At 67.0% G+C, this 3,210-nt stretch carries 3 protein-coding genes; all 3 read left to right on the top strand.

Going from position 1 to position 3,210, the window contains the following annotated elements:
- The coding region (locus ACE3UY_RS03825) for a thrombospondin type 3 repeat-containing protein (protein WP_374686229.1) at nt 1-689 on the top strand (689 nt) is incomplete at its 5' end.
- Between the two features lie 166 nt (nt 690-855).
- On the top strand, nt 856-1,626 hold the full coding sequence (locus tag ACE3UY_RS03820; protein ID WP_374686228.1) for an ABC transporter ATP-binding protein: 771 nt from the start codon (nt 856-858) through the stop codon (nt 1,624-1,626).
- The coding region (locus ACE3UY_RS03815; protein ID WP_374686227.1) for a hypothetical protein at nt 1,616-3,210 on the top strand (1,595 nt) is incomplete at its 3' end. The genes ACE3UY_RS03820 and ACE3UY_RS03815, both read left to right, overlap by 11 nt.

Raw genomic sequence — 3,210 nt, 5'->3', positions numbered from 1 at the left:
CCGACCCCGACCACCCCGGCTGCCCCCTGATGGGCATACAGTGCGTGGGACTGGTGAAGGGGGCCATTGAGGATCCCGAACGGCCCGGCTGCGCGCTGGACACGGATGGCGACCGCGTGCCGAACGGGATTGATGAGTGCGCTGAAGAACCGGCCGGGGCCATTCCCAACCCCTATTGGCCCGGCTGCCCGCAGGACTCAGACGAAGATGGCGTGCCCGACGAGACCGATGAGTGCGATGAACAGTCGATGGGGAACATTCCCGACCCCGAAAAGCTCGGCTGCCCGCTCGACAGCGATGGCGACGGCTGGATCGATGAAGAAGATGAGTGCGACCAGCAGCCGGCCGGCAAGCTCCCCGACACGTCCCGGCCCGGCTGCCCGCTTGACAGCGACGGCGACGGCGTGCCCAACGTGGCCGACGTTTGCCCGGACGTGCCCGCCGGCGAGATACCCGACCCACAGCGGCCCGGCTGCCCGCGCGACACTGATGGCGATACCTTCACTGACGAGATAGACCAGTGCATTGACGTGCCAGCCGGCGAGATTCCCGACCCGCAGCGGTCAGGCTGCCCGCGCGACAGCGACGGCGATGGCTTCGTTGACGAGATAGACCAGTGCATTGACGTGCCGGCCGGCGACTTCCCCGATCTGGACGCGCCCGGCTGCCCCCTGGTGGTCCTCGAGTAGGAAGAATGGGACGCTGATGGACACTGATTGAACGCGGATTCTCGCGGCCGCTCACAACGATCCGCGTGAATCAGCTTCAAAATCGGCGTCCATCAGCGTCCTATTCCCCCTTCGGTGACATTTCGGGTACAATCTCCGCACATTATTCTCCTCTGGAGTTATAGCAATGCCCGAACCCGTCCTCGAAGCGCTCCATCTGACGCGCACCTTTGGCGATTTTGTGGCCGTCAACGACGCCACCTTCACCCTCCAGCCCGGCGAGATCGTCGGTTTCCTCGGCCCCAACGGCGCGGGCAAGACGACGACCATCAAGATGATCACCGGCCTGCTGGCCCCCACCTCCGGCACGGCCCGCGTGGCCGGCCACGACATCACCGCCGCCCCGCTGGAGGCCAAGGCTCGCATCGGCTACGTGCCCGACACGCCCAACCTCTACGGCAAACTGAAGGCCAGTGAATACCTGCGCTTCGTCGGCCAGCTCTACCGCGTGCCGCCGGCGCAAGTCGAGGAGCGCATGCGTCCACTGCTCGATCTGTTCGAGCTGACCGACGTGGCCGGCAACCACCTCGACACCTTCAGCCACGGCATGCAGCAGAAGGTGGCCATCATCGGCGCCTTCCTCCACGACCCGCAGATCGTCTTCATGGATGAGCCGACCGTCGGGCTCGACCCGCGCTCCGCCCGGCTCATCAAAGACCTGATGATCCGCAACCGCGACCGCGGCCGGGCCATCTTCTTCTCCACCCACATCCTGGAGATCGCCCAGACGATGTGCGACCGCGTCATCATCATCAACAAGGGGGCCATCATCGCTGACGCCCAGGTGGACGAGTTGCGCCGGATGCGCGGCGACCAGTCGTTGGAAGACATCTTCCTGGAATTGACCGGCGGCCGCGACGTGGACGAGATGATCAAGGAGTTGGAAGATGTGGGCTGACACGTTGCTGCTCATGCGCACCTACTGGACGATTGACCGGCGCGAGGCGACCGGCGGCTCGCGCTGGCGCTATGTGGCTATGTTCTTCGGGGGGCTTGGCCTGCTGGTCCTCGGCGTCTTCTCCGGCTTCGTCGGCTGGGGCGCGTCGTTGCTGATCAACCCGGAGCTATCCGTCCAGCTGAGCAACTGGATCATGCCCGGCCTCATCCTGACCTTCCTCCTGGTCAGCGTCCTCTTCACCGGATTGGGCCAGGCGGTGAAGGCGCTCTATCTAAGCGGCGACCTGGATCGGCTGGTCGTGGCCCCGGTGCGGTTGCGCTCGGTGCTCGTCGCCAAGCTGCTCAGCCGCTTGCCGAGCCACATCCTCATCCTGCTGGTGGTCGCCACGCCGGCCTTCGTCGCCTATGGCGTGGGCATCGGCGCGGGGCCGATCTATTACCTGTTGGGCATGGTGCTGCTGCTGGTCGCGCCGCTATTTGGGCTGGCCGTCGGCGCGCTGCTGGCCATGCTGCTGGCCCGGCTGCTGCCGGCCAAGCGGCTGAACGAGATGCTGGCCGCATCCTATGCCCTGTTGGGCATTCTGATCGCTATCGCCTTCCAGTTCCCGCGCTTCTTCATTAACGACGAGGAGTCGGCCGAGGCCACCGTCGCCGGCCTGAGCAGCCTCGCTGCCATGCTGGAGCGGCTGCCGCTGCCCCAATTCTGGGCGGCGCGCGGCCTGATGGAACTGGACGCGGGCACGGCCAGCGCTATCGGTCTGCTGGGACTGCTGGCCTACCTGTTGCTGACGGCCGGGCTGTTCCTGGCCGTGGCCGTCGGCTCCGACCGGCTCTACCTGTCCGGCTGGCTGCGCACGCAGAGCGCAGGCGGCAAGCGGCGCGGGCTGGAGGAGTCGGACGCGGTGTTTGGCGGGCGCTCGCTGCCGGTGGCCCTGGGCGTCAAGGATTGGCTGCTGCGCCTGCGCGACCCGCGGCAGCTGGTCAGCCTGCTGGGCGGGGCGGTGATCATGCTCGTCGTCGTCTTCCTCTCTCTCTTTCGCGGCGGGAGCGGCGGCGAGCAGGGCATGATGTCCCTGGCCCAATCGGGCGAGTTGAACGACCTGCCCGGCCGCTGGTCTATGTTTGGCGCGGCTTTCAGTCCCGGCGCGCTTATCGCCGCCTGGGTGCTGTTCATGGCCGTGGTCATCTTCATGACCCCCGCCAGCAGCGCACTGGCGCTGGAGGGCGGCTCCTTCTCGCTGCTGAAGGCCGCGCCGCTGGCCCCGCGCGAGGTGTGGCGGGCCAAGACGTGGAGCGTCATGCTTCCCTACGCCATCCTCTATGCCCTGCTGCTGGCCGGCGGCTGGTTCCTGGTGCGCTTCAGCCTGGCCTGGCTGCCCTACGCGCTCATCGTCGGGCTGCTGATCGGCTGGGGGTGGATGACGGCCAACGTCTCGACTGGCTTCCGCTACGCCAACCTGGGCTGGGTCGATCCGCGGCGCATGACCACCGCTGGGGGCGGCTGGATCAGCCTGCTGCTGACGATTCTCTACGGCGTGCCGGCGGCGCTGCTGGCCTTCGCGCCCTTCCTGCTGGCCCAGGGCTT

It is taken from the genome of Promineifilum sp. (SeqCode) (assembly GCF_041918635.1).
GTDB lineage: Bacteria > Chloroflexota > Anaerolineae > Promineifilales > Promineifilaceae > Promineifilum.
The sequence above is the reverse complement of the archived record's forward strand: the minus strand, read 5'-3'. Positions and strand labels throughout refer to the sequence as shown.

Coding starts and splice junctions, on each gene's coding strand:
- ACE3UY_RS03820 (WP_374686228.1), top strand. CDS start 856: ATGCCCGAACCCGTCCTCGAAGCGCTCCATCTGACGCGCACCTTTGGC.